Source organism: Alkalibacter saccharofermentans DSM 14828 (assembly GCF_900128885.1).
GTDB classification, from domain to species: domain Bacteria; phylum Bacillota; class Clostridia; order Eubacteriales; family Alkalibacteraceae; genus Alkalibacter; species Alkalibacter saccharofermentans.
The window spans coordinates 177,313-202,967 of record NZ_FQTU01000003.1 but is presented as its reverse complement, the minus strand read 5'-3'; the positions used below and the strand labels follow the sequence as shown (position 1 = coordinate 202,967).

The window sequence follows — 25,655 nt, the reverse complement described above, 5'->3', positions numbered from 1 at the left end:
TATTTACGTGATTACACAGCCGAATTCTCTGTGGAAGACAGCAGTGCTAAATTTATCAAATTAGGAGGTGTTTCTCTATGTCAATGTACTTTGTTGGAATTGATATTTCCAAGTACAAACATGATTGCTGTATCATTTCTGCAGCTGATCAAAAAGTCCTTTCAAAGTTTACTATCAAAAATGATAAGTCCGGCTTTGAACAACTCATTGCTACATTTAATTCTCTCTCCAACACTGAGGATATAAAAATAGGGTTTGAATCTACAGCCCATTATGCCCTCAATCTTGAACTCTTCCTTGAATATGCCAACCACAGCTTCATGGAAGTTAATCCAGTTTTAATCAAGGAATATAAAAAATCTACTTCTTTAAGGCGAACCAAAACCGATTCTGTTGACTGCGAATCAATAGCTCGGTGGTTAATGACTGTCGAGTACAAACCCCATTCAAAAGGATTTTACCATGCTTATTCCTTAAAGTCATTAACACGATTACGAAATAAATTAGTTCGTCAGCGTTCTTTTTATCTTGTAAAGATAACTAATGTCCTTGATCATACATTTCCCGAATTCAAGCCTTTCTTTCATGAGCGATTCTCAAAGACTGCTCTTTATCTTCTTGAGAACTACGGTTCTGCTGAAAAGATGGCTCGAATGAATTCTGCATCCTATGAAAAACTACGCTCATTGTCCAGAGGAAGGTTTTCCCCTCAGCAATTCCTTACACTCAAGGATCTTGCTAATAATACAGTCGGTGTTAATAATTCTATCTTTGATGTGGAACTAAACAGCTTGCTTACGTTGTACAAATCTCTTGTAAAAGAGATCGACACTCTCGAGAAGGAAATAAACCGACTCATTGAGGAAGTACATCCTCATTACATGTCTGTTCCTGGCATTGGTCCAATATCTGCGGCTGTAATCTACTCTGAATATGGAAATCTATCTAACTTTTCAAATCCAGGTCAGATGCTTGCCTTCGCTGGAATTGAACCCGGAATTAACGAGTCTGGAACAGAATCTCATGGAGGCCGGATGGTAAAACGTGGTTCATCTCAACTCCGGTATACTTTGATTAATTGTTGCCTTCCCTTGATCCGTTTTGATATGACATTTGCATCTTACTATGCCAAGAAACGCGCAGAAGGCAAGCCACATCGAGTAGCTATTACTCACGTTGCGAAGAAACTTATTAGAGTCATCTATGCATTGGAGAGGCAAGATATTGACTTTAATCCTCAAAAACTTCGCTAATAATACAGATCTTCTGTAGAAGATTCTACTCCATCTAAAATACACTGTTTTTAGATGGTCTATTAAGGTTACTCTTTTTTATAATCAAAAAAATCTACTAAAACCTCTTGACTATTTATAGTTTGTCACCTCAATCACAAAAATATTTGCACTAAATAAATAAGCCCGTATGAAACTACGTTGTAGGCCGGAATTATTATCCTGGATATCATCCCAGTGACCGCCAATACCAAGATGACGGGATATCCAAACCTTTCATACTTCCAAAAATAAGATTCCAGCTTATCCGGCAGCAAGCTGGCAATTACTTTTGATCCATCCAGCGGTGGAAGGGGGATCATGTTAAATATGGCAAATATGATGTTGAACTGCAGCAGCATAGCAAAAAATTCGATTCCCATGCCGTTTGTTAGCATTATCCAAATCACGGATAATAATGCTATTATCAGATTCATGACAGGACCGGCCAATGCAACAAGCAAAGTTCCCTGTTTTCTGTTTATAAAATAATTGGGGTTGTATGGTATTGGCTTTGCCCAACCGAATCTGAAAAAAAACAACATCATCAGCCCCGTTGGGTCTATGTGCTTGATGGGATTCAATGTAAGTCTCCCCATCTGCTTTGCTGTTGGGTCCCCAAGCTTGTAAGCTACAAATCCATGAGCCAGCTCGTGGAATGTGATGGAAATCAACAGTGCCGGAAGCATGTATATAAAGCTATCGAACCTATCAAGAATTCCATTCATTATTTATACCAATCAGGAAGCCTATCTTTTAGTATGATGTCTTCGTAAGTTTCCCTCTCTACTATTATTTGGTCCTTATCATCTTTAAGCAGAACTACCGCTGGTTTTGGAAGCCTGTTGTAATTGCTTGCCATGGAATAATTATATGCACCGGTATTCAAAACGGCCAGTATATCTCCAGGCTCGCATTTTGGAAGCAAAACGTCGGTAATCAAGGTATCAGTCTCGCAGCACCTTCCGCTTATAGTCACCAACTCCTCTTCATCATCCGAAAATACCATCTTGTTTGCTACGACCGCATGGTAAAGCGCATCGTACAGGGCTGGTCTAGGGTTATCCGCCATGCCTCCGTCCACGCTTATGTATTTCCTGGTATGTGGAATTTCCTTTACAATACCCACTTCATAAAGTGTGATTCCCGCTGTTCCTACGATAAACCGTCCCGGCTCAACGAGAAGTTTCGGAAACTTCAAGCCTATTTCATCGCATTTATTCTTTGTAAAGTAAACAAGCCTTTGAACGTAAGTGTCTACATCGAATACGGAATCATCCTTTAGGTATGGGATTCCGAAGCCTCCCCCAAGGTTCAGCTCTTTCATTTCAAACCCATAACCTTCGATTTTCTTCATCAGCTTCAGCATCGTTTCGGCAGCTAATAAAAATGGCTTCTCGTCGTAAATCTGAGATCCAATATGGCAGTGGAGCCCTATTATGTTTAGATAGATGAATTTCTTAGAATCCGAAAGCACTTTATCCACAAGCTTAAGGGGCACGCCAAATTTAGAATCTATCCTTCCGGTCTGTACGTACTCGTGTGTGTGGGCTTCTATCCCCGGAGACACTCGCACCATTACCTTTGGCTTATGATTCTTTTTTGCTGCGATTCTATCAAGGATTTCAAGCTCATATTCACTGTCAGCGACAATCTTTCCCACCTTGTTATCAAATGCCATCTCTATTTCAGCAATGGACTTGTTTGATCCGTGAAAACAGACTTTTTCCATAGGGAAGCCTGCCTTAATTGCAGTGTAGAGCTCTCCTCCTGAAACTACATCTAGTGAGAGTCCTGCATTTTCCACGATTTTGCACATGGCTATTGTTAAAAATGCTTTACCTGCATAGTTTATCTCGTAATCAATATTGCATTTTTCAAATGCCGTTTTCATCGTTTCGGCATTTTCTTCAATTATATCTTCACTCAACACATAAAGAGGGGTTCCGTATTTTTTTGCCAGCTCCACAGTATCGTGATTTGAAAAAATAAAGTTATCCAATTAAATCTACCTCCAAAATTTTTCTAAGCTTCTCTATTTTTCATTTAAGCTTAGAGAAATATTATAACATTAATACAAAATAAAAAAAAGGCTGCAGAGTAACTACAGCCTTTATATATTGATATTTAAGTTTTTTTCAAGACTTTCCATGCAAAGCTCTCCCCATTGGCAATAGATTCTGTTTGTAAAAACTCAGCTATCGTCTGTCCTATATCCGAAAAGCTCTTTCTCACTCCTATGTTGACAGGATTTACAGAGTCCCCGTATACCAAAACAGGAACATACTCTCTTGAATGGTCAGTGCTCTCGGTAGTAGGATCGCATCCATGGTCTGCATTTATTACCAAAACATCTTCCCTATCCATTTTGCCTATCAACTTGACAAGTTGCTCATCGAAATCCATAAGGGCATTACTGTAACCTTCCACATCGTTTCGATGCCCATATATCATGTCAAAGTCCACTAGGTTTACAAATATCAGACCTCTGTCCACCTCTTCCATCAGTGACATTGTAATTTCCATTCCCTGTTTGTTGTCTTTCATCTTTAAGCTTTTGGTAATTCCGCTGCCTGCAAATATGTCGAATATCTTGCCTACTCCGTATACTCCAAGCCCTTTGCTTTCAACCATGTTTAGCACAGTATCATGATATGGGCTTAGAGAGTAATCGTGCCTGTTTCTGGTCCTCCCATAATTTCCATTCCCCTTCCCTGTGAAAGGTCTTGCGATAACCCTTCCTACAGCCAAATCTCCAGACAGCATCTCACGGGCTGTCTCACACATCCTGTACAATTCTTCAAGAGAAATTACATCCTCATGGGCTGCTATCTGAAACACGCTGTCACCTGATGTATAAACTATGGGAGAGCCGGTCTTAACGTGCTCATCTCCCAATACATTGATTATCTCCGTACCTGAGGCAGGATAATTACCCAAGGTCTTTCTTCCTATTTTGTTTTCAAATTCTTTTATTAAATCTGGGGGAAATCCATCGGGAAACAATGGAAAAGGTTTTTCCAGAACTATTCCTGCCATCTCCCAATGGCCGGTAGTTGTGTCTTTGCCGGGGGACATCTGTGCCGCTTTGCCATAAGCTGCCACAGGATTCTCTGTCCGGGGAATAACACTTACCCCCTCTATCAGGCCCAAGCCCATTTTTTCAAGATTCGGAAGCTTTAGGCTGGGATTTTCCCTATATAGGTTTTCCAAAGTATTGCTTCCTTCATCTCCGTAATCTCCTGCATCAGGCATTTCACCTATGCCTACGCTATCTATCACTAACCATATGACTCTTGACGCCACTTTAATCACCTGCCTCAAATTTTATAAGTATACTACATCAATACCTATAACTAAAACTATTTAAACAAATATTTTCTGCACATGGCGATCGCTGCCAGCGTCTTCCCATCTGTTATGTCTCCATTTTCAATCATGCCCTCCAACTCATCTAATCCAACCATTACGGTATCCATCATTTCGTCTTCGTCCCTGTTCAGTTTTCCTTCAACTAGATTTTCAGTATAATAAATGTGTATTAGCTCATTGGAGAAACCAGGTGTAGTATGTATTTCGCCAATTTTGGTTATATGAGTCGCCTTCATGCCAGTCTCTTCTTCTAACTCTCTTAACGCGCACACTGTCGGGTCCTCTCCTGGATCTATCTTACCAGCGGGCATCTCAAGAAGAACTTTGTCGATGGGTTTTCTGAATTGCCTGACCAAAATCACTTTCCCCTTGTGGTTCGCAAGAATCGCACTTGCTCCCCCATGGGTGATGATTTCCCTCACAGATTTTGTTCCGTTGGTCAGCTCCACATCCTCCACCCTTAAATCTATTATTCTTCCTTTGTAGATTTCCTTGGAATTTATAGTCTTTTCATAAAACATGATTATCCCCTCCATTGCAAAAACCCTGCTTAAACAGGGTTGTTTTCTTTTAAAAGTTTATTTAGTTCGTCGATAAATGTATTCAAATCTTTAAATTGTCTGTAAACGGAAGCAAATCTTACATAAGCGACCTCGTCAAGGTTTTTGAGATTCTCCATGATCATTTCGCCGATAGCGTCTGAAGACACTTCTCTTTCCAATGTCTGGTATACTTCTTTCTCGATATCGTCCACGATAGATTCTATTTGTTTTATTGAAATCGGCCGTTTTTCACAAGCTCTCAATATTCCGTTCATAATTTTATTTCTGTCAAACTGTTCTCGATGTCCACCTTTTTTCACAACCATCAACGGTATGTCCTCGATTTTTTCGTATGTTGTGAATCTCTTTGCGCAATTGAAGCATTCCCGTCGCCTTCTTATTACATTTCCTTCCTCGGTTGGCCTGGAATCAACTACTTTGCTTTCCATGTGATTGCAAAATGGACATTTCAAACGATCTCCCCCTAAATAAAAACTAAGACTATTATAACCCATCATTTTTTTTATGTCCACAATAAGAATGTTTTAAAAAACGACACAAACATTCTTTTCCAGCAAAAAAGACGACCTTTAGGTCGCCGTATAATACTATTTGCTTCTTTTCAAAAAGCTTGGGATATCAAATTGATCCATAGGGCTTGATGGCTGGGCTTTTTGCTGATGCGTCTGCTGAACAGGAGCTGTCTTATTGGAGAACCCCGTAGCTATTACAGTGATCTTTATTTCGTCCTCCATGCTCTCGTCTATAGCAGCACCAAATATAACATTCGCATCTGGATCTGCAGCTTCTCTTGCGATTTCCGCTGCCTGGTCCACCTCGAACAGGGTAAGGTTTGATCCCCCTGTGATGTTTAAAAGTACTCCGGTAGCTCCATCTATCTGAGTTTCCAGCAAAGGACTGTGAATAGCTTGCTTCGCAGCTTCTGCAGCCTTGTTTTCTCCAGTTGCTACCCCGACTCCCATGTGAGCAAGTCCTGTGTCTTTCATAATGGTCTTTACGTCTGCAAAGTCCAAACTTACAAGTCCCGGAATCGCTATAAGGTCAGAAATACCTCTAACCCCTTGTAACAAAACATTATCAGCCATTTTAAAAGCATCTCTCAAAGAGGTAGTCTTGTCTGCAAGCTGCAGCAATCTATCGTTAGGAATCGTAACAAGGGCATCTACGCTATCGCTAAGAAGCCTTATCCCAAGGTCTGCATTGTTCATTCTGACTTTTCCTTCAAAGGAGAACGGTTTTGTTACCACTCCTACTGTAAGAACTCCCATTTCCTTTGCTACTTTCGCGACTATGGGAGCGGCTCCCGTTCCTGTTCCTCCACCCATGCCAGCTGTTACAAAAAGCAGGTCCACTCCTTTTATGGACTCTCTCAGTATGTCTTCACTTTCTTCGGCGGATTTTTGACCAATTTCCGGATTCGCTCCGGCTCCTAATCCTGAAGTTGTTTTTTCGCCTATCTGAATCCTCTCTTGAGCTAAAGATAGAGACAAAGCCTGATTGTCAGTATTTACGACAGCAAAGCTAACTCCCTTCAGTCCCGACTCAATCATTCTGTTGACTGCGTTGTTTCCTCCACCGCCAACACCTATTACCTTTATCGAAGCGAATTGTTCAAATTCCATATCAAATTGAAGCAAAGTAATACCCCCTAGAGAAATAATTATTTTTGTTGAGTGTTGAATGCTGTTAATGTTTATAATATTTTTGTTCTATTTTGTTTAAAAATATCCTTCTTATTATGGCGAAGTTTTGGAACAGCCTAGTACCGAATGTGAATATGGCCGCATAATATAGGGGAATCCCTACTCTGTCACCAAAATATGCCAAAAACGTGGCTATCGTGACATTGCCGAAGAAACCAGAAATGAATATATGAGAATCGAAATGTCCTTCCATTTCAGCTCTAATTCCTCCAAATACCGAATCCAAAGACGCCAACAAAGCTATGGACATGTACGACGTGTATGATGAAGGGAGATCCAAGGGCAAAACAAATCCTAAAAAAATCCCCAATGCAAGTCCTGCTAGTGCTAAAATCATCCGTAAATCACCTTTCCAACAACCTATTACAGGTTGTCCCTGCTTTTAATTACAACTTGTTCTTTTTCTTCGATAGATACATTTATTTCCCAGTGTCTCAAGAGCTGCACTATGCTGTCTTGAGCTTCCAAGCCGGCATACAGGCGATCCTTGTTTCCTATGGCCTCTATTACAAACGGCGTTCCCGCTACATAATCGTCAATATAAATAACCGGCCCGGCACAATCTATCTGGGAATCCCAGGAAAGTCTGTAGCCGTTTATGGCTATCACCTCAGCTCCGTTTGACTTGAGCTCATTGATGATTTCCAGAACATCGCTGTTATGGATAATGAAATTATTAATATTTTCCCCAGGCTCAAGTTCCCTGGTGCTATCGGAGAGCTCCATTCTCAGGCCTTGCCCTGCCACGTCGCCCTTTCCCGTAATTATATCATATTTAACCAGCTCATTGTACAGTTCATTTTCCAAAACTGCGTAATCCGGGTCGTCGACAGAGTAAAATTCCAGCTTTTCTTCGAGTTGTGAAATGCTTTGATACAAATCTTCATTTCTTGTTTTCAGTTGACTGATTTCACTTTGATAGCTGTAGATTGTCTTTGCCGTAATAATTCCGTTCCAGCTTCCAGTTCCTCTTGAAGTGTTAAGAAAGAACACAGCCATGATCAATCCGGATATGGCAAAAACAACGAACACCTGCCACTCAGACTTCTTAAACTGCCTTTCCATCATTCTTCACCAACCGGCTTGGCATATCTGAAGTTTATTGTTCTGTCGTATTTTTCAACTGTTAATTCTTCCATCTCTTCTATGGATACGCTTATGTAATTAGCCCTCATTATATCTGCTATGCCCGCTCTTATGAGTATTGCCGATCTCAAGGTTTTAGCATCTCCTATGACCTTAAAGACAAAGGGTCTGGAATGCCTGGCTCCGTTTATGTTTATATGACTTCCTGCTAGTCTGATTTCAGATATGCTAACCAGCCTCTCTCCGTTAATAGAAATCGCTTCCGCACCGGCTGCATTAAGTTCGTTAACCAGTAAAAGCAAGAGTTCTGAATTGTAAAGAAAGGGATCAAAGCCGTCGTTCTCGACGCTGTCGTAATCAAGGGTTATCTGAAGCCCTTCACCTTCAAGATCAGTTTGACCTGAATAAGTCCTGGCGTCGCTAACGTCTTGAAGCAATCTTTCGATGTACCTGCTGTTGTCCGCTGCTTGAGATTCAAATTCCGCTACTCTGCTGGACAGTTCCCCAGCCCTTTGGGAAAGTTCGGTATTTTCTCTTTTAAGCTGATTTAGCTCGATCAAAAGATCATCTGCCCTTTGGCTGCTGACCAGCCCCCCCAAGTTTCCTATAGTCTGCATCTGAAGCACAATCATCACTCCAATGATCACGCAGATTACAGCTATCTCCACTCTTCCTTTAAACTTTTTCAATATATTCTCTCCTTGTTACCTTGGAGTATATGTTGGATTTCCTCCATGGGTTAAATCTACGATCATCCTGTCGTCATTTTCAGTTAAAAATGTGTATAAAAAATTGATTCTCGACTGTATGTTTTCTTTGTCCTTGACTTTTATTATACTACCACCATTTGTATATATATGCAAATGTTTTTCTTTTGTTACGTTTATTTCCGATATTCTCCCAGTTAACTCAAAATCTTTAAGCAACCCCAGCACCCCGAGTATATTGTTTCCAACCCAAGCAGGTTCGATTGCCAGTTTCTGCGCTTCGCTCTTTAGAGTAGCAGCATCTTCAAGCCCGGTTATCAACGGTACTGTCCATTTTGTCAATTTCTCTGCGACTTCTGCTACCACTCCCTGCTCGTCAAGATATATATAGCCACCGCTTACCGACACTATGCAAATGGGTTCTCTTTCTGTAATGTATACTCTGAGCCTGTCAGGAAAAACCCTTATGATGCTGGCTTCTTTTACGTAACCCAGTTTTTTCATGGAATCTACCGCTTCAGATGTTTTGACCAGAAATATATTTTCTCCCTCCACAAGCCCTGAGGCTTCTCTTAAATCTGATTCTTCGATTTTCTCGTAATCAAAGTATTCAATTGACTCAATGTTGAAAAAATCAGTTAAAAACCATATATAGGTTAATAATACCATACAAGCCGAAACGAACAGTACAAAAAACAACTTGCTTAAGTTTAGTTTAAGATTGTCTTTTTTCCTTTTGTCCATATTATCTACCGTCTTTTCCGGATCGAATTATTTTTTTCATCTCTTTATAAAAAATCACATCAGACTGAGGTATAGCTTTTTTTGCTGCTGCTGCTTTCATATTATTTAACTTTTCCGGATTTTCCATGAGAAAATCGACTGTGCTTTTCAAAATTCCGGAATCTTGCTTCAAATCACTGTCCAGTATCAAAATCCCCCCCCCATCATCTGTCAAAGATCGAGCGTTGAATTCCTGATGGTTGTCCGTAGCATAAGGATAGGGAATCAAAACCGCCGGGGTTCCGGTTGCAGACAATTCCGCAACGCTCATTGCCCCTGCCCTAGAAACCACTAAATCTGCACATGAGTAAATCTCGTAGATGTGGTCGCTGTAAGGAAGCACTTTTATCCCAGGTGATGCATCCGGATCGATGGAATTTTGTTTAAGCATCTCCAAGAAGCTTTCGTAGTTGGCTTTGCCGGTTATATGGATTATTCGAATCTTGTCATGATCTTTTTTATCCTTAATCAATTCGAGCATCCCGTTGTTGATTGAAGCAGCTCCTAAGCTTCCTCCTGCTGAGACGATTACGAAATCATCTTCACTGAAACCAAATTTTTCTCTAGCCGACTTTTTATCAGTCTCAAAAAACTCTTTTCTCACAGGGTTTCCGCTCAAGAAGACCTTGTCTTTATCTCTAAAATACCTTTTAGCTTCAGGGAAGCTAATAGCTACCTTGTCCACAAACCTAGATAAAAGTTTGTTGGTAGCTCCAGGAAAAGCATTCTGTTCGTGGATAATCGTAGGGATTCTCATTCTGGAAGCAATCAATAGAACCGGGCCGCATACATATCCTCCCATGCCTATCACAACATCAGGATCGTAGTTTTTAATAAGCCTCTTGGCATCCAACATCCCCATAACAAGCTCCTTGGCACTTTTTATCGTGTCCATGGATAGCTTCCTTGCAAATCCCTTGACCCTTATTGTTTCGAGTTGATAGCCAGCATTAGGGACTATCGTCTTCTCCATGCCTCTATCAGTGCCGACAAACCTGATCTCAGCACCATCCTCGTATTCGCTTATCGCCTTTGCTATTGCTATTGCCGGATAAATATGCCCTCCGGTTCCGCCAGCCGCTATCAACACTTTCATTTTTGCCTCCTTTTTGGGGTTACATGCCTGGATATATTCAACAAAATCCCCATTCCTCCCATTAAAAACACAACTGACGTTCCTCCGGCACTGATGAAGGGGAGTGGTATGCCCGTTACAGGTATCAGCTGAGCGACGACTGCAATATTTATCACCACCTGGAGTCCTATCATAAGTATCAACCCGAAAGCCAACAGAGATGAAAATGAATCTGGTGCATTTACTGCCACATTAACGCCTCGCCAAATCAACACTAGGAAAAATACCAAAATCAGAAGGGTTCCTATCAAACCAAGCTCTTCACCTATATGGGCAAATATGAAGTCGTTTTGAGGTTCCGGTAAAAAGAACATCTTTTGCTTTCCGTTCCCGAGACCCTGTCCGAAAACGCCCCCAGATCCAAGGGCCAGTATCGACTGCCGTGACTGCCATCCGCTGCCTGTGATGTTTGCTTCCGGCGACAAAAATGCTTCAAGTCTATCTCTTCTCCATCCTGATGCAATCAAATATACAATGATTGAAACCACACCGCCGAATAGCCCACCCAAGTGCAACATATTGCCTCCAGCTACGAACAGCATACCCAGTATAAGGCAGGCAATTATTATTGCTGTGCTAAGATTAGGTTGGAGGTATATAATGCCGCTAAATACGCCCATTAGAATCAAATATGGCACAAACCCGCTGAAAAACTTCCTTACATCCTCCTTGATGCAGGAAAGGGAAGCAGCCATGAATATTATTATTGTAATCTTTGCCACTTCAGAAGTCTGAAGGGTCAACCCTCCGATTCTTATCCACCTGTACGCGCCATTGGCATAATAACCTATGCCTGGCACGAACACAAGTACAAGCAGTATGAACGATAACCCTAGCAACGGAAGGGCAAATCTTTTGTAAATTTTATAATCTATTCTGGATACGAACAACATTACAAATATTCCCAAAACGGAATATATAAGCTGCCTACGGAATATTGCGTATTGATCGTCGTACAGCGCACTGGACTGGTATATGCTGGCACTAAATACCATAACCACTCCCACACAAGTCAATGCTATGACGCTGAATGTTATCCAAAAGTCTGAAGGATAAATTTTTTTCATGCCAAGTCCTCCATCCCGCTTAAAGTTTGTTTACCAGATCTTTGAAAATCCGTCCTCTTTCTTCGTAGCTCTTAAACATATCCCAACTGGCACAAGCCGGAGAAAGCAATACAGTATCTCCTGACTTGGCAAATTCCTTAGCTTTAACCACAGCATCTTTCAGGTCCAAACACTTTTCTACACTATTGTAACCCGCTTTTCGGGCAGAGCCTATGATTTGATCCGCTGTTTCTCCGATTAAGAACACTTTCTTGGCTTTTCCTGCAAAAACCTCCACCCATTCTGAAAAATCAGCTTTTTTATCGTATCCACCTGCTATTAGTACTACTGGTCCATCTATGGCATTCAACGCAATTATACCTGCATCCGTATTCGTCCCTTTCGAATCATTGTAGTAGTCTATTCCACTTAGGTTTCTTACAAATTCGAGCCTGTGCTCTACTCCTTTGAATTCATTCAGAGCTTGGGAAATCACTTTGGGTTCCACTCCGGCAAAAAATGCTGCGGCAATTGCTGCCAATGCATTTTTCACATTGTGAAGCCCCGGGATTTTCAGGCTTTTTCTTTCCAATATCCGAACAGATTCACCGTTTTGGGCAGCCATTAACCAATCGCCATGAAGATAAGCACCGTTTTCCAGCATATCTGTTATGCTAAAATATACGACCCTGCAGCTTGAATCCTCTGACATGGCTTTTACAATCTCATCATCCTTATTTAAAACCAAAACATCGTCAATCTGCGAATTTCTGTAGATGTTTTTTTTGGCTCTGACATACTCTTCCATCGTCTTGTGTCTATCCATATGATCGGGAGTAATGTTGAGAACAACAGCTATATTCGACCTGAACCGATCTATCGTTTCCAATTGAAAACTGCTTAACTCCGCAATTATATAATCCTTCTCGGCAGGTTTTTCAATGAAATCCACGATGGGATTTCCAATATTTCCTCCTAAAAAGGCATTGAATCTACTTTTTTTGAATATTTCGTATATCAAGGTCGTAGTGGTGGTTTTTCCATTTGTCCCTGTTATGCCTAGAAACCTTCCTTTAGAGTACCTATAGGCAAGTTCCACTTCTCCAATGAGCTTAATCCCATGCTTTAAAGCCTTTAGTACTATTTCGTTGTCCAAGGGAACGCCCGGACTTAGTATTGCCTCATCCGCATCAAAAAACAACTCATCAGCCCCTCGATTGTCATAGACACCTTCTACTCCAGGCATTTCCAATATATTTATTACGTCAGAATTTTCCAGTGCACTTTTGGGATCATTGTCAAACAGTATTATCTTAAAGCCTTTTCTCAAAAGAAATTTGGCGCTGGAAACTCCACTTTTACCTAAACCTATTATAATCTTCTTTTTATCCACGATTGCCACCCACTTGTTTATAATATGCTCAAAATCCCTACAAATGCAAAGACAGCCGAAGCCATCCAGAACCTTTGTACGACTTTGACTTCATCCCAACCAGATAACTCAAAATGGTGATGTATGGGTGTCATTTTAAATATCCTCTTGCCCTTTGTAGCTTTAAAATATAGCACCTGCATCACTACAGAAAGAGATTCCAATACGAAGACAGCTCCTGCTATGAGCATCACTAAGGGACTGCGAGTCACCAACACCATTGCAGAAAGTGCACCTCCCAATGCCATAGATCCTGTATCGCCCATAAAAACCTTAGCAGGATGATAATTTACCTTTAAAAATCCAATTAGCGCTCCGGTTAGGGCAGCGGCAAATATTGAAACCGTTTCTTGAGAAAACAGCATGCCCATCGCTATGAAAACTACAAAGCTGAATATAGAAACTCCTGATGCCAACCCGTCGAGACCATCTGTAAGATTCACTGCATTTACAAAGGCTAAAACCACAAATATCATAAACGGAACATAAAACCACCCCAGATCGATGAAAACATCTGTAAATGGAACCAATATATCCGAACCTACAGATCTCATGCTGAATATGGTCAAAAACAAGGAAAGACCCAGCTGTAAAACTATCTTCTGCCATGCTCTTAGCCCCAAGTTCCTCTTCAAAACGACTTTTATATAATCATCCAAAAACCCAATCAATCCAAAGCCTACAAAAGAAGCGGCTATAATGGCAAACTCGCTGTTCTTCCGGGAAAAGACTATAGAAGCAGACAACGCTGCGACAATAATAATTATTCCACCCATTGTTGGAGTTCCGCTTTTTGCCTGGTGGCTTTTAGGTCCTTCATCCCTAATGGTCTGACCGAATTTTAATTTTTTTAAAAAGGGTATCGCTATCGGCGATAATGCCAAAGAGAGTAAAAGCCCTGCCATGAGGCTTGCTGCTATTTCAAACATATTGTATTCCTTTCCTAGTTAAGACTTTTTATATATTCTTCCATTCTCATTCCTCTAGAGCCTTTTATCAATATAACCGCTTTTTTTTCGACGAGTGACTTCAGATAATCCAACAAGTCCAGCTTATCTTCGAAGTGTATCGAACGCTCCCGGTCCAAGCCCGATTTTTCGGCCCCTTCATTGTAAAAACGGCTTTTTTCTCCTATTGTTAGGATAAGCTCCACTCCGGACTCCTTGGCATAAGCTCCCACTTCCCTATGATAAGTCTCCGAATCAGGGCCGATTTCGAACATGTCACCCAAAACGGCTACAAGCATATTGTCATCTTTTTTATATAGCTTCAACACGTCGAGGGCGCTCTTCATTGAACCAGGGTTGGCATTGTAGCTGTCATTGATTACCACGCTGTTTTTTACAGATGTTATATCCATCCTGTTCTCACCCGGCAAATACTCGTCAAGACCGAGCTGTATTTCCTTTTGGTTCAGTCCCAATAGCTTTCCTACGGCTATAGCATCCAGGCAATTATACACATTGTGAATTCCAGGCAGCCTGAATCTGTACTCCTCTATTTGAGAACCAGCTTTTTCAAGGACTCTCATTTTAACCCCATACATATCTGTATGGTAACTCATGCATTTTAGATCCAATTCCTTGCTGTCTACCCCTACTTTATAAAGCTTAAAGCCCTCGGCCTTGATTTTGACCAACATGTCGTCATCTCCGTTAATTATACCTGTCTTGTTCATATCCAAAGTTGAAAATATCTCAGCTTTCGCTTTCAATATGTTTTCTCTGGTTTTTAGCTGCTCAAGGTGAGCAGTTCCGATATTTGTTATCACTGCTATGTCGGGTTTGGCTATTTCAGCCAGAACTCTAATTTCTCCAAGTCCGCTCATTCCCATTTCAAATACGGCGCTTTGAGTTTTGTCGTCCATATCAAAGACCGTCAGAGGAAGACCTATGTGATTGTTTTTATTGCCTTTTGTGGCTATTGTTTCGTACCTGCTAGACAGAACAGCTTTTATTAAATCCTTCGTGGTCGTCTTTCCGCTGCTGCCGGTTACTGCCACTATGGGACAGGTGAACTGTTTTCTATACGCTGATGCCAGGTCCTGCAGCGCCCGCACAGTATCATTCACTTTTATTATAGCCATATCCGACTTGTGATTTACATCTTTTTCAACAAATACGGCAACTGCACCTTTATTTTCGGCTTCTTCCAACAAGTCGTGTCCGTCAACCCTCTCACCTTTTATGGCGATGAAAAGATCTCCTTTTTTAAGCTGCCGGGTATCAATATTTACTCCGCGTATCTCTAAACCGCATCCGGGGCTTATCAATTCTCCCCTCACCGCATCTACTGCTTCATTTATCTTGATTGGATTCATTGTCTTTAAGGATCTCCTTAATAATTTCTCTCTCATTAAATGTAATCTTCTCGCTATTTACGACCTGCCAAAGCTCGTGTCCTTTGCCTGCAAGCAAAACCATATCGTCTTTTTTTGCCATCTTCAGTGCCGTTTCTAAAGCCTTTCTTCTATCAGGAACTCGTATATAACTTCCGCCGGTTTTGACTATTCCTTCTTCGATGTCATCAATGATTCTATCGGGATTTTCCCACCTTGGATTATCCGATGTGAGTATAGAAAAGTCGCTCAGTTTGCCGGATATTTCTCCCATGATAGATCTCTTAGTCACATCTCTGTCTCCACCACATCCAAAAACGGTAATAAGCCTTCCCTTGGTGGTATTTCGCAAAACTTTTAGAATGTTCTCCAAGCCATCAGGGGTATGAGCAAAATCAATTACTACTTCGAATTCCCTTGCAACATCTATACGCTCCAGCCTTCCCGGAACTCCCTTTATCTCCTTGATGCACTCTAATATCCCGTCTTCAGGCATACCTTCGTTTCTGGCAGCAAGTATTGCCGCTGAAAGATTGTATACGTTGAATCCTCCTATTTGATTGGTAATGCAGGGAAGCCTCTTGCCGTCTATATCAATTACAAATGTCGTTCCTTTGTCGTCTGCTGAAACTCCACTTATCTTCCCATCTGCAACGGCCTTCAGCCCATAGCCTGTAACCTTGTACTTCCCATTTTTTTTCTCCTTGTAAAGCCTGAGTCCGTAGTCATCATCGGTATTTACCACCCCATAGCCAATTTCAAAATCGAACAATCTTTTTTTCGCATTGAAATAGCTTTCCATAGTCTTGTGAAAGTCTAGATGATCCTGAGTTAGATTTGTGAAAACAGCGCCGGAAAAGCACACATCCTCCACTCGGTATAGGTCTAGGCCATGAGATGAAACCTCCATCACCACATACTCTGCACCTTGTTCTTCCATTGCCCGTAAAAGCCTTTGAATCTCTACGGATTCAGGAGTCGTATGTTCAGATTCCAACTCTAAACCCTTACAATAATTCCCCAAGGTTCCTATTATTCCGGTCGTCTTTCCCCAGTATTCGAGTATGCTTCTTAAGAAGTAAGCTGTACTTGTTTTACCGTTGGTGCCTGTTATCCCTATTACTTTCAGCCTTTTAGAAGGATCTCCGTTTAATACCGCAGCAGCCTTTGACATGGCCTTTCGTGCGTTTGGCACCTTTAGATAAGCATGATTCATGACTTTGCTATTGGGTTCTTTTTCTGACAAGACTGCAACGGCACCTTTAGATATAGCTTCATCAATATAGTTATTGCCGTCTGACTCAAAACCTGATATGGCGATAAACAAATCCCCAGGTTTGCACTTTCTCGAGTCAAACTCCAGTCCGGTTATATCCTTATCAGCGTTTCCATACATGAGCTGACAATCTATTTTTTCAAGAATTTTTGAAAGTTTCATGGCACACCTCTTGAATCATATTTAAATATTATTGGGGATGCTTAAATTCTACTACAACCCCTGTTCCCTTCTCTACGAGTTCACCCGCTTCTGGCATCTGCGATACTGAAAATCCACCTTTTCCTAAAATATCCATAGCAAGCCCGCTTCGCCTGAGTACGTCCATGGCATTGTTGATGCTCATATCCATTACATTAGGCACGGTTACCATTTCCCGGTCTTCATTTCCCAATGAGGACGCCGTAAACCTGACCTTTGTACCTTTTTCTATCAAATTCCCGGGCATCGGACTTTGATCTACTACAATGGCTGTTTCGTCATCTGTGTCTCCTGTCACCTCATAGTCGATTTCCAGTCTGTCTAAAACCTCTATCGCTGTCTGCATATCCTGATTCCTAATATCAGGAACTATATCCGTATTTCCGAAGTCAGCTTGATTTTCTGAAGGAACATTCAAATACTTCAAAGTGTTTTTTATTATTTCTATCGCTATAGGTGCAGCTGTGGTGCTTCCTGTAGCTCTGCTGCTTTCAGGTTCGTCGACCAAAAGCAGTATGGCTATCTGAGGATCTTCCACCGGTGCAAATCCAAAAAATGAAGTCACATAGGTTCCGGGAGCGTATCTTCCGTCTACAATTTTTTGGGCTGTACCAGTTTTGCCTCCGATGCTGAAGCCCTCTGCCAGATCTGTCATTGTCTTGTTTTCGTCTATCACATTTTTCATAGCTTCTTTAACTGCCGCAGATGTTTCCTTGGATACTATCTGCCTTACCGGATCGCTCTCAAATCTTCTTATGATCTTGTTGCCCTCGTTGGACCTTATTTCCTTTACCATGGTTGGCTGTACATATTTACCGTCATTTACCACCGCTGTAAGGGCCGTCACCAACTGTATCGGCGTCACGCCTATGCCCTGACCGAATGACTTGGTGGCATAATCCACATTCTTGACATTTGTATTAATAGGAACTATTCCGTACTCCTCGCCGTCTAGCTGAATTCCCGTCCTATCACCTAAACCGAAATTATAAAGATATTTGTAAAATACCGCTGGGTTCATTTTCATGATCGTCTCCACCATGACTGGATTGCAGGAGTTTGTAACCGCCTCTAGGAAAGTCTCTTCACCATGTTTGTCAGGGAATATATGGCATCGGATTCTTATTCCATCTACCATAATAAAGCCTTCGTCATAAAATACGGTATCCGGCCTTACTACGCCTTCCTCCAGCGCAGCGGCAGCTGTTATGACCTTAAACGTAGAGCCCGGCTCGTAATTGAAGCTCACGGCGGGGTTGTTCCACATTATCTGTTGCTGTTCACCAAAGTTTTTTCCCTCCAAGTCATCTGAGAGCCTTAAAGAAATTTCTTCACTTATAAGACGAGGATTGTTTAGATCGTAATCCGGCTTTGAAGACATACCCAATACTTCGCCTGTTTTGGGATCCATCGCTATTGCAATTAAACGCTTTGGATTTAAAGTTTCCATGCTGCCCTCCAAAGCCGATTCGATAAAGTGCTGAATAATCGAATCCACTGTAAGGACTACATGGTCGCCAGGAACCGCTGGTATGGTGATTTGGTATCCTGAAGGTACCTTTTGGTTCTTTCCGTCTTTTTCATAGACCAACACACCGTCTTCACCGCTAAGCTCATCCTGGAAAATCCTTTCAATTCCATACAAGCCTTGGTGGTCGCTGCCCGTAAATCCAAGTATATATGAAGCAAAATTTCCATTGGTGTAGTATCTTTTTTTATCCTCTGAAATTTCGATGCCTCTGAATCCTTGATCGTTGATTTTAAATGCCTTGTCATTGTCTACCTTCCTGGCAATCAAAACCATGGTTGATTCCTCATTGGAGATTTTGTTTACGGTTTCCTCGAGGTCAAGTCCAAGCACCTCGCTTAAGAATGCTCCGACCTCTTGAGGATCTTCGATATTCCCAGGCCTTGCGTAAATGCTGCTGGCAGAAGCATCTTGAGCCAATATGTTCATATTTCTGTCATAAATATCGCCTCTTGTGGCAGTTATAGGGATTTCGCCCATAAGCTGGTTGATTTGGGCATCAGTAAGATTTATAGAATTATAAGCTTGAATATAGGTTAGTTTTGCAGCAAGCACTATGAAAAGTATTGAAAATACAAAAAAGGCAAATATCAGCCTTTTTTTTCTTCTTAAGTGATATAAGGACAATTTGAGACCTCCATATCAGTTGATCAAGTTAACGATCCATGAAACTAATTTGCTTTCATCTTTTTGGGCGCTTTCCGTTTCCATCCTGGTTTGAACAAGCTGTGCACCGTTGGACAGCGCCATGTACGTAAATTGCTCGCCGTCAGGCTCAACCATGCCGAGCTCATCTTTTGCATAGTTTTCTATGTAATTCAAATCCAAGCTTGAAAGCAGCTGACCCTCTTTTGTATCGTTGATCATCTGAATTTCTTTTAAATCTTTTTCGAATTGAACGATATACTTATTAATATTATTTATTCTCGAGTGCTGGAATAGTATCCCCATCCCTAAAAGAAAAAGAGTGGCTACGATTAAAAGACATTTGATCTTGGTACTACCTTTGATACGTCTCTTTTTCTCGTATTTGTCTCTGATTCTTGCAATAGCGATATCGTCGTCTTCTAGATAATAATTATAAAGCTTTTTTTCAGAGATTACCACAACAAACACTCCTTTAAATTAAATTTTTTCAGCGACCCGCAGTTTGGCGCTTCTGGATCTTGCATTATTGTTTATTTCTTCTTCTGACGGATACATAGGTTTTTTGGTTATGATCTTGATTTTTGGAATTTTACCGCATTGACATATCGGAAAATCCGGAGGGCAAGTACATGGATCATTCATTTCCCTATACTTTTGCTTTACTATTCGATCTTCAAGGGAATGAAATGTGATTATTGCAATCCTGCCTCCATTATCCAGGCATTCTACGCTGTCTTCAATTGAATCATTCAATATCCCCAGCTCGTTGTTTACCTCTATCCTGACTGCTTGAAAAGTTCTTCGTGCAGGATGTGGTCCTTCTCTTCTGAATTTTGCAGGTATTGCAGATTTTATGATTTCAGAAAGCTGAAATGTCGTATCTATCGGCTTTTCTTTTCTTTTTGACACTATCAAAGTAGCGATTCTTTTCGCAAACTTTTCTTCTCCGTAATTCTTAATTATCTTAAATATTTTTTCCTGAGGATACTCGTTTACAACTTCCCAGGCGCTTATGGGATTTCTCTTGTCCATCCTCATATCCAGTCTTGCATCGGAATTGTAGGAAAAACCTCTTTCTTTGTCATCCAGCTGGAAGGACGATACCCCCAGATCCATCAGTATTCCGTTTACCTTGTGGATGTTTAGAGTTTCAAGCACGTGCTTGATGTCGCTGAAGTTGCTTCTTGCATAAAGCCTCGTACAAGAAAAGTTCTCCAGTCTTTCTTTAGCCCTAGCAAGTGCGTAGTCATCCTGGTCTATGCCTATAAGCGTACCCTTTTCACTTAGTCTTTTACATATTTCATAGCTATGTCCAGCTCCTCCAAGGGTACAGTCGACGTAAATTCCGTCTTCTTTAATATTTAGATTTTCTATGCATTCTTCAAGCATTACGCTTTCGTGTTTAAGTTCCATGCTATCTCTCCCGTCATATCCCAAGCATTGCCATTTTTTCTGCTATGGCATCGTAGCTTAAGTCATCTTCTCCATTGTAGTCGTTCCAAGTGTTCTCATTCCATATCTCTAGTCTCGCGGAAACTCCTATTATGAAGGTTTCCTTGTCTATACCTGCATATTCTCTCAGGTTTGAAGGAATCATGATTCTGCCTTGCTTATCCAGTTCGCATTCTGCCGCTCCGGCAAAGAAGAATCTAGAAAACGCTCTTGCGTCCTTGCTTGATATTGGGAGAGTTCTTATTTTTTCTTCGAATTTTGACCATTCATCCATGGGAAATACAAAAAGACATTTATCCAAACCTTTGGTAACGATAAACTTTACGCCGAGTTGTTCTCTGAATTTTGAAGGAATTATTAGTCTTCCTTTTATATCGATGTTGTGTTGATATTCACCAATGAACATTCCGACACCCCGATCCCCCACTATTAGCCATATTATACCACTATCCCCCACTTTGTACAAGAATATTTGGGTTTCTGAATGTTTTTTTTACAAATAAAAAAACAAGCCCTTAAATCCAGGCTTGTCTTCTTATTTTATCGGGCTTTGACTTCTTATTTTCTTTAGATACAAGGTACAGATCATTATCACTGCGAAGCTTATAAGCTGGGCTACTCGCATATTCATGAACATCAGGCTATCCGTTCGAAGCCCTTCTATGAAAAACCTTCCCGCTGAGTAATATATGCCATATATAAGTATTAGTTCTCCGTCAAACTTTTTCTTAGTCTTTTCATAAAAAAGAACTATTCCCAGAACCAGTAGATTCCAAATGGATTCATACAAAAACGTGGGGTGCACTTGTATAAGACCTTTTACCGGATCCATGACGGTTATAGCCCATGGCAAATCCGTTTCAGCTCCGTATGCCTCCTGATTGAAATAATTGCCCCATCTTCCTATGCTTTGTCCTAAAGGAAATGCAGGTGCAAAAACGTCTAGGACTTTCGTAAATTTCAGTTTTTTAACACGGCATACCACATAACCGGTTAAAAAGGCTCCAATCAAACCTCCATGTATGGCAAGTCCTCCTTCCCATATCATAAAAATTTCTTTGGGATTGGCAAGATAATAATCTAGCTTGAACGCGACGTAGTACAATCTTGCCCCGATCATTGCGGCAGGAATGCTCACCAGCACAATATCCAGTATATCATCACTTATAATTCCCTGTTTCTTGCCTCTATGGGTTGCGATAAGGATTCCGATCAATATCGCCGATGAAATCAATATTCCATACCATCTTACTTCCAAGCCGAATAAACTGAAGGCTATTGGATCAGGCATTGCAATCACTCCTTGTTTTTTTGTCATAATATCATTATATTCCCATACATGATTTCAGGCAATAAAAAAGCCCTTTTTACAAGGGCTTTTAAGTTTGACTTAAGTTTACACTATTTCTACCATTTGTCCGTTTTTCACGCCTGCAGCATTGCCTTCTTCCACATCCACGTGCATCTCCAGGGCATATTTGTCACTGACTCTGACAAGAACATTATCAAAAATCAATCCTCGTTTCCCGTCGACTTTCACTTGAACTTCGTCTTTGTCCTTCAATCCAAAATTTTCTGCATCCGAAGTGTGCATATGAATATGTCTAGAAGCGATAATAGCCCCTTCAGGAATTTCTACCTGACCTGCAGGTCCTGTCAAGACAACTCCCGGAGATTCCTTGATGTCTCCAGAATCTCTAACCGGCGGCTTCACTCCAAGCACAAAGCTGTCTGCTACTGAAATTTCCAACTGAGTATCAGGTCTTACCGGTCCAAGAATTCTGACACCTTTAATAGTTCCTTTAGGTCCTGTTATATCCACTTTCTCTTCACAAGCAAATTGCCCAGGTTGAGAAAGATCTTTAAACTTAGTTAATTCATGTCCTTCTCCGAATAAAACTTCCAAATCTTTTTGCGATAAGTGAATATGTCTGTTTGACATAGCTATTGGTACAAGTTTTTTCATTATATACGCCTCCATATGACTTTTCCTTAGAATATTTTATCACACACCATAAGCATTACAAAGTAATCCTTTGATGTTTTTTCATGTTTTTTACTTTTCCGAGCTATTTCTCACTAGGATTTCTTGTGCGTGATCAAGACTTTTTTGAGACTGACTGCCGTCAATCATGGTCGCTATAACCCTGATTCGGTTTTTTTCATCCAAAAGATTAAACAATGTTTTGGTTTTGCTTCCCTCCACTTTTTTCACCACCTCAAAGTGCGCAGCGGCCATGGAGGCTATCTGGGGCAGGTGCGTGATGCTTATTATCTGGTGGTTCATGCCAAGCTCTTTTAGCTTTTTCCCTACGGCTCCTGCTGCATTGCCACTTATGCCTGTATCTATCTCGTCGAATATCAGAGTTGAAGTGCTATGCTCAGTGCTTATCGCACTTTTTACAGCCAGCATCAATCTGGAAACTTCTCCTCCCGAAGCAATTTTAACTAAGGGCTTATCTTCATCCCCTACATTTGTCCTTACATGGAATTCAAGGTCATCTATTCCCTGACGGGTAAAGCACTTTTCTTCTGTGCATGTTTTGGTTACCACTTTGAACCTGGCATTCTCCATAGCCAGCTCTCCTAAATGAGCATTTATTCCCCTGGAAAAATCCCTGCCTGCTTCCTTCCTCATATCACTTAAAACTAAGGCTTGTTCCAAATACATGCCTTTTAAGGTCTCTAACCCTTTATCCAGCTCATCTATAAAGATATCCCGTTTTTCTATTTGATCTATTTTTTCCATCAATTCTATTTTGTAATCAGCAACATCATTGAGTTCAGGACCATATTTTCTCTTTAATAAGATGAGTTTATTCAGCTTGGCCTGCAGATCGTTAAGTTCGTAATCGTCAAAAACCACTTTTTCCTTGTAATCTCTAATCGAATAAGCTATGTCTTCCAGATTTGCCATAACATCACCGAGTCTGTCGGAAAGATCTCTAACTGATATATCCACTTTCCCCATGTCTTCAAGGCTTTTTTTTGACTTTCCCAGCTGGTCCATGACAGAAGCGTCGCCGCTGTAGAGCCACTCATATGCTTGGTTTGAATGATTGAAGAGAATTTCAGAATTTTCAAGGACTTTGATTCTTTTTTCAAGCTCTTCATCTTCTTCTTCATGAAAACCCACTTCTGATATCTCGTTTAATTGAAACTTTAAGATATCCAATTCCCTTTCGATATTTGATATAGATTTCAAGAGCTCTTCTCTCTGCCTTTTAAGGCCGATCCACTCGTCGTACAAATCGGAAACTCGTTTTTTTTGATCTTTTATCTTCTCTCTGCCATAAGCATCAAGGATCTTTACGTGCTCATCTCTGTTTAGCAGCAAATTATGGTCTCTCTGGCTGTGAATGTCTACAAGTCTGTCGCCAATCTTTTTCAGGTCATTTACATTTACCAAGATGCCATTTACCCTGCATACGTTTCTTCCGCTTGAATGAAGCTCCCTGGATAATATCAGCTGACCGTTTTCATCCCCGCCCATTTCATCAAGCAGCACCGCTATTTCTCCGGGAAGCTTTTCAAAAACAAACATAGCTTGCACCAGCAGCCTATCCTTACCCTTTCTTATCATGTCCTTGTTTCCTCTAGCCCCCAAAGAAAGCATTAATGCATTTAAGATTATGGATTTCCCTGCTCCGGTTTCACCTGTTATAACGTTGAAGCCGGAATAGAACTCTATCATTACGTTTTCAATCAATGCAAAATTTTTTATGTTGAGTTCAGCTAGCATGACAGACCTCCCTTAAGCGTCATTTCATAAGCTTCTTAAACTTTTCAACAACATCCACTACCTTGTCTTGATTTCTGATCGCGACAAATATGGTGTCGTCCCCTGCCAAGCATCCTACTACATCGGACCACTCCATTGAATCTATCGCTACTGAGGCAGCCATCGCTCCCCCTGAAAAGGTTTTTATCACAACAAGGTTGCCGCTGTAGTCGATACTTACCACAGACTCTCTAAATACGTTTACTATCCTTTCGCTCAACTGGTTTCCACCGGCATCTCTAAAGGGCGCATACCTGTGCCTACCGCTCTTGCTCATTATTTTAATGAGCCTCATGTCCTTTATATCCCTTGATACTGTCGCTTGTGTGACGTGAAACCCGGATTCCTTAAGCTGCTTGGCGAGTTCATCCTGTGTTTCGATTTCCTCATTCTCAATAAGCTCCAAAATTTTTGCTTGTCTGGCAACTTTCATAAGATACGCTCCTCACATTATTCTTTATATGCGTTCAGATAGCTTTCTCCTTAGTATTTCAAAGAAATTGTTTCCTTTGAATTTTATCAGCTTCACTTTTTTATCAGATTTTTTTAAATAAATAGAGTTTTGGTTGATATCTAAAAACCTCTGCCCATCAACTGCTACCACTACATTTTTGTCTTTTGATTCCGTTTCCACCCTAATCGTCTTCTTAGCATCCAGCACGATGCTTCTGTTATGAAGGGAATGGGGACATATGGGAGTTATTATGAACAGGCTGTCGTTGGATGGCTCAATTATCGGCCCTCCGGCTGAAAGGGAATACGCAGTTGAACCGGTAGGAGTAGATATGATCAGCCCATCTGCTCTGTACTCCTCTATAAGGTTTTCATTCCCGTATATTTTTATGTCTATAAGCCTAGTATTTGCACCCCTGCTCACCACTATGTCGTTTAGAGCTACAAATCCCTTATCAGTAGGCAAGTCTTCGATATTCATATCAATCATCATTCTTTCTTCTATGTCGAAGCACCCTCGCAACAGGTATTCAAGACACATGTCTACGTCCTTTTCCTCTACCTCTGCTAAAAAACCTAGTTTCCCGTAATTGATTCCAAAAAACGGTATGTCATTCTTTCCTGTTTTTCTTACGGCTTCCAAAATGGTTCCGTCGCCACCAAGCACTATAATGCAATCTGTAGAATTGAACATCCGCTCTTCGTCGATGACAAGTCCCGGATGATCGATCATTCCTTTTGTGTTCTCAGCTCCAAAAACAGTGATGCCGTTTTTATTGAGAAAATCTATAATATACCTGGCATTGCGAAAACAGTCGCTTTTACCGGTGTTTATGTACAATCCAATGTTTTTCATTTATATCCCGCCAATACTGCATAT

26 protein-coding genes are annotated in these 25,655 nt (G+C 41.0%); 1 reads left to right on the top strand and 25 read right to left on the bottom strand.

Annotated features, from left to right (window positions below; translation table 11 throughout):
• The first annotated feature begins 77 nt into the window (after positions 1–77).
• Positions 78–1,253, top strand: a complete 1,176-nt coding sequence (locus BUB93_RS03910; RefSeq protein WP_073269773.1) for an IS110 family RNA-guided transposase — start codon at positions 78–80, stop codon at positions 1,251–1,253.
• Between the two features lie 134 nt (positions 1,254–1,387).
• Here the strand turns inward: BUB93_RS03910 and BUB93_RS03905 are convergent, their stop codons facing one another.
• From BUB93_RS03905 to BUB93_RS03785, 25 genes are all read right to left on the bottom strand, one after another.
• Entirely contained in the window at positions 1,388–1,999 is a 612-nt protein-coding gene (locus BUB93_RS03905; RefSeq protein WP_073269772.1) for a site-2 protease family protein, read from the bottom strand.
• On the bottom strand, positions 1,999–3,273 hold the full coding sequence (gene lysA, locus BUB93_RS03900; RefSeq protein ID WP_073269771.1) for a diaminopimelate decarboxylase: 1,275 nt from the start codon (positions 3,271–3,273) through the stop codon (positions 1,999–2,001). The genes BUB93_RS03905 and lysA overlap by 1 nt, the downstream gene beginning before the upstream one ends.
• Before the next feature lie 125 nt (positions 3,274–3,398).
• Positions 3,399–4,577 (bottom strand): phosphopentomutase, encoded by a 1,179-nt coding sequence (locus BUB93_RS03895; protein ID WP_073269770.1) that lies wholly within the window; start codon positions 4,575–4,577, stop codon positions 3,399–3,401.
• 56 nt (positions 4,578–4,633) lie between these two features.
• The gene (locus BUB93_RS03890; protein WP_084116928.1) at positions 4,634–5,164 is read right to left on the bottom strand and encodes an NUDIX hydrolase; all 531 of its coding nucleotides are present in this window, start codon (positions 5,162–5,164) and stop codon (positions 4,634–4,636) included.
• 29 nt (positions 5,165–5,193) lie between these two features.
• Positions 5,194–5,658: a transcriptional regulator NrdR gene (gene nrdR / locus BUB93_RS03885; protein WP_073269768.1), complete on the bottom strand. Its 465-nt coding sequence runs from the start codon at positions 5,656–5,658 to the stop codon at positions 5,194–5,196.
• Between the two features lie 135 nt (positions 5,659–5,793).
• Positions 5,794–6,843, bottom strand: coding sequence for a cell division protein FtsZ (ftsZ, locus tag BUB93_RS03880; protein ID WP_073269767.1), 1,050 nt, complete (start codon positions 6,841–6,843; stop codon positions 5,794–5,796).
• 49 nt (positions 6,844–6,892) lie between these two features.
• Positions 6,893–7,246 (bottom strand): small basic family protein, encoded by a 354-nt coding sequence (locus tag BUB93_RS03875; protein ID WP_073269766.1) that lies wholly within the window; start codon positions 7,244–7,246, stop codon positions 6,893–6,895.
• Positions 7,247–7,272: 26 nt separating this feature from the next.
• Positions 7,273–7,977, bottom strand: coding sequence for a DUF881 domain-containing protein (locus tag BUB93_RS03870; protein ID WP_084116926.1), 705 nt, complete (start codon positions 7,975–7,977; stop codon positions 7,273–7,275).
• Positions 7,974–8,684, bottom strand: coding sequence for a DUF881 domain-containing protein (locus BUB93_RS03865; RefSeq protein WP_073269764.1), 711 nt, complete (start codon positions 8,682–8,684; stop codon positions 7,974–7,976). The genes BUB93_RS03870 and BUB93_RS03865 overlap by 4 nt, the downstream gene beginning before the upstream one ends.
• Positions 8,685–8,699: 15 nt before the next feature.
• Entirely contained in the window at positions 8,700–9,446 is a 747-nt protein-coding gene (locus BUB93_RS03860) for a cell division protein FtsQ/DivIB (protein WP_073269763.1), read from the bottom strand.
• 1 nt (position 9,447) lies between these two features.
• Positions 9,448–10,581 (bottom strand): undecaprenyldiphospho-muramoylpentapeptide beta-N-acetylglucosaminyltransferase, encoded by a 1,134-nt coding sequence (murG, locus tag BUB93_RS03855; protein ID WP_073269762.1) that lies wholly within the window; start codon positions 10,579–10,581, stop codon positions 9,448–9,450.
• Positions 10,578–11,687 carry a putative lipid II flippase FtsW gene (ftsW, locus tag BUB93_RS03850; protein WP_073269761.1) on the bottom strand — a complete coding sequence of 370 codons (1,110 nt, stop codon included), beginning with the start codon at positions 11,685–11,687 and terminating at the stop codon, positions 10,578–10,580. The genes murG and ftsW overlap by 4 nt, the downstream gene beginning before the upstream one ends.
• A 19-nt stretch (positions 11,688–11,706) precedes the next feature.
• Complete coding sequence (murD, locus tag BUB93_RS03845) at positions 11,707–13,059, bottom strand: UDP-N-acetylmuramoyl-L-alanine--D-glutamate ligase (protein WP_159432056.1); 1,353 nt, start codon at positions 13,057–13,059, stop codon at positions 11,707–11,709.
• Between the two features lie 17 nt (positions 13,060–13,076).
• A complete protein-coding gene (mraY, locus tag BUB93_RS03840; protein ID WP_073269759.1) occupies positions 13,077–14,027 on the bottom strand; it encodes a phospho-N-acetylmuramoyl-pentapeptide-transferase in 951 nt (316 codons plus the stop codon).
• A gap of 14 nt (positions 14,028–14,041) precedes the next feature.
• Entirely contained in the window at positions 14,042–15,418 is a 1,377-nt protein-coding gene (locus tag BUB93_RS03835) for a UDP-N-acetylmuramoyl-tripeptide--D-alanyl-D-alanine ligase (protein ID WP_073269758.1), read from the bottom strand.
• Complete coding sequence (locus tag BUB93_RS03830; RefSeq protein WP_073269757.1) at positions 15,396–16,874, bottom strand: UDP-N-acetylmuramoyl-L-alanyl-D-glutamate--2,6-diaminopimelate ligase; 1,479 nt, start codon at positions 16,872–16,874, stop codon at positions 15,396–15,398. Before BUB93_RS03830 ends, BUB93_RS03835 begins: the two co-directional genes overlap by 23 nt.
• Positions 16,875–16,902: 28 nt before the next feature.
• Positions 16,903–19,068 carry a penicillin-binding transpeptidase domain-containing protein gene (locus BUB93_RS03825; protein ID WP_073269756.1) on the bottom strand — a complete coding sequence of 722 codons (2,166 nt, stop codon included), beginning with the start codon at positions 19,066–19,068 and terminating at the stop codon, positions 16,903–16,905.
• Between the two features lie 15 nt (positions 19,069–19,083).
• Positions 19,084–19,548, bottom strand: a complete 465-nt coding sequence (locus tag BUB93_RS03820; RefSeq protein ID WP_073269755.1) for a hypothetical protein — start codon at positions 19,546–19,548, stop codon at positions 19,084–19,086.
• A gap of 18 nt (positions 19,549–19,566) precedes the next feature.
• On the bottom strand, positions 19,567–20,502 hold the full coding sequence (rsmH, locus tag BUB93_RS03815) for a 16S rRNA (cytosine(1402)-N(4))-methyltransferase RsmH (protein ID WP_073269754.1): 936 nt from the start codon (positions 20,500–20,502) through the stop codon (positions 19,567–19,569).
• 13 nt (positions 20,503–20,515) lie between these two features.
• Positions 20,516–20,947, bottom strand: coding sequence for a division/cell wall cluster transcriptional repressor MraZ (gene mraZ / locus BUB93_RS03810; RefSeq protein ID WP_073269753.1), 432 nt, complete (start codon positions 20,945–20,947; stop codon positions 20,516–20,518).
• A gap of 129 nt (positions 20,948–21,076) precedes the next feature.
• On the bottom strand, positions 21,077–21,832 hold the full coding sequence (gene lgt, locus BUB93_RS03805) for a prolipoprotein diacylglyceryl transferase (RefSeq protein ID WP_073269752.1): 756 nt from the start codon (positions 21,830–21,832) through the stop codon (positions 21,077–21,079).
• Between the two features lie 105 nt (positions 21,833–21,937).
• Complete coding sequence (gene pduL / locus BUB93_RS03800) at positions 21,938–22,507, bottom strand: phosphate propanoyltransferase (protein ID WP_073269751.1); 570 nt, start codon at positions 22,505–22,507, stop codon at positions 21,938–21,940.
• Positions 22,508–22,597: 90 nt separating this feature from the next.
• Positions 22,598–24,283 (bottom strand): DNA repair protein RecN, encoded by a 1,686-nt coding sequence (gene recN, locus BUB93_RS03795; protein WP_073269750.1) that lies wholly within the window; start codon positions 24,281–24,283, stop codon positions 22,598–22,600.
• A 19-nt stretch (positions 24,284–24,302) separates the two neighbouring features.
• Positions 24,303–24,755, bottom strand: coding sequence for an arginine repressor (locus tag BUB93_RS03790; protein WP_073269749.1), 453 nt, complete (start codon positions 24,753–24,755; stop codon positions 24,303–24,305).
• A gap of 24 nt (positions 24,756–24,779) precedes the next feature.
• Positions 24,780–25,631, bottom strand: a complete 852-nt coding sequence (locus BUB93_RS03785) for an NAD(+)/NADH kinase (protein WP_073269748.1) — start codon at positions 25,629–25,631, stop codon at positions 24,780–24,782.
• Between the last annotated feature and the right edge of the window lie 24 nt (positions 25,632–25,655).

Bases quoted from the DNA above. Each gene is read 5' to 3' on its own strand.
- mraY (WP_073269759.1), bottom strand. From the start codon at position 14,027: ATGTTTGAAATAGCAGCAAGCCTCATGGCAGGGCTTTTACTCTCTTTG.
- BUB93_RS03785 (WP_073269748.1), bottom strand. From the start codon at position 25,631: ATGAAAAACATTGGATTGTACATAAACACCGGTAAAAGCGACTGTTTT.
- BUB93_RS03905 (WP_073269772.1), bottom strand. From the start codon at position 1,999: ATGAATGGAATTCTTGATAGGTTCGATAGCTTTATATACATGCTTCCG.
- ftsW (WP_073269761.1), bottom strand. From the start codon at position 11,687: ATGAAAAAAATTTATCCTTCAGACTTTTGGATAACATTCAGCGTCATA.
- BUB93_RS03790 (WP_073269749.1), bottom strand. From the start codon at position 24,755: ATGAAAGTTGCCAGACAAGCAAAAATTTTGGAGCTTATTGAGAATGAG.
- recN (WP_073269750.1), bottom strand. From the start codon at position 24,283: ATGCTAGCTGAACTCAACATAAAAAATTTTGCATTGATTGAAAACGTA.
- BUB93_RS03890 (WP_084116928.1), bottom strand. From the start codon at position 5,164: ATGTTTTATGAAAAGACTATAAATTCCAAGGAAATCTACAAAGGAAGA.
- rsmH (WP_073269754.1), bottom strand. From the start codon at position 20,502: ATGGAACTTAAACACGAAAGCGTAATGCTTGAAGAATGCATAGAAAAT.
- mraZ (WP_073269753.1), bottom strand. From the start codon at position 20,947: ATGTTCATTGGTGAATATCAACACAACATCGATATAAAAGGAAGACTA.
- BUB93_RS03830 (WP_073269757.1), bottom strand. From the start codon at position 16,874: ATGAAACTTTCAAAAATTCTTGAAAAAATAGATTGTCAGCTCATGTAT.
- lgt (WP_073269752.1), bottom strand. From the start codon at position 21,832: ATGCCTGATCCAATAGCCTTCAGTTTATTCGGCTTGGAAGTAAGATGG.
- murG (WP_073269762.1), bottom strand. From the start codon at position 10,581: ATGAAAGTGTTGATAGCGGCTGGCGGAACCGGAGGGCATATTTATCCG.
- BUB93_RS03870 (WP_084116926.1), bottom strand. From the start codon at position 7,977: ATGATGGAAAGGCAGTTTAAGAAGTCTGAGTGGCAGGTGTTCGTTGTT.
- BUB93_RS03910 (WP_073269773.1), top strand. From the start codon at position 78: ATGTCAATGTACTTTGTTGGAATTGATATTTCCAAGTACAAACATGAT.
- BUB93_RS03860 (WP_073269763.1), bottom strand. From the start codon at position 9,446: ATGGACAAAAGGAAAAAAGACAATCTTAAACTAAACTTAAGCAAGTTG.
- BUB93_RS03835 (WP_073269758.1), bottom strand. From the start codon at position 15,418: ATGAATCCAATCAAGATAAATGAAGCAGTAGATGCGGTGAGGGGAGAA.
- pduL (WP_073269751.1), bottom strand. From the start codon at position 22,507: ATGAAAAAACTTGTACCAATAGCTATGTCAAACAGACATATTCACTTA.
- BUB93_RS03875 (WP_073269766.1), bottom strand. From the start codon at position 7,246: ATGATTTTAGCACTAGCAGGACTTGCATTGGGGATTTTTTTAGGATTT.